The following is a 425-nucleotide window of genomic DNA, read 5'->3' as shown; positions in this document are numbered from 1 at the left end:
CAGGCCAAGAAAGACACTGAAGTTCAAAACACCGAAAGAGATAATTGAAAGGAGTGTTGCGTTGACAGATTGAATCTACAACGGCTTTTTTTAATATGTCCCGTTCGTCGGTAACCCGCTTCAGCTCTTTCTGGAGACGGCGGATCTCGGTCTGAGCAACTGACTGTTCTTTATTAGCGGAAGAATCCGGACCGTACTTCTTTATCCAGGCGTAAAGGCTGTGAGTGGTGATATCGAGACGTGTTGCAACACTGGCAACAGAATAACCGCGATCGACAACCTGTTTGACTGCTTCAGTTTTAAACTCTTCGGGATAACGCTTACCGCTCATGGGCACCTCTCTTTAGGTAATGACTCCAACTTATTGATAGTGTTTTATGTTCAGATAATGCCCGATGACTTTGTCATGCAGCTCCACCGATTTT

2 protein-coding genes and 1 pseudogene are annotated in these 425 nt (G+C 45.2%); 1 reads left to right on the top strand and 2 read right to left on the bottom strand.

Annotated elements, in window-relative coordinates:
* Positions 1–73: hypothetical protein (locus tag OGY19_RS01800; protein WP_286596196.1), on the top strand; the 73-nt coding region annotated here is incomplete at its 5' end.
* Positions 74–82: 9 nt separating this feature from the next.
* On the opposite strand, the pseudogene OGY19_RS01795 reads toward OGY19_RS01800, so the two are convergent.
* Both OGY19_RS01795 and OGY19_RS01790 read right to left on the bottom strand, forming a co-directional pair.
* A pseudogene (locus OGY19_RS01795) lies at positions 83–331 on the bottom strand (transposase); the annotation flags it as partial.
* A gap of 30 nt (positions 332–361) precedes the next feature.
* Positions 362–425: IS1 family transposase (locus OGY19_RS01790; RefSeq protein ID WP_071603212.1), on the bottom strand; the 64-nt coding region annotated here is incomplete at its 5' end.

It is taken from the genome of Citrobacter sp. Cy070, assembly GCF_030332245.1.
Taxonomy (GTDB): Bacteria; Pseudomonadota; Gammaproteobacteria; order Enterobacterales; family Enterobacteriaceae; genus Citrobacter; species Citrobacter youngae.
This window is presented reverse-complemented; position numbering and strand designations above follow the sequence as displayed.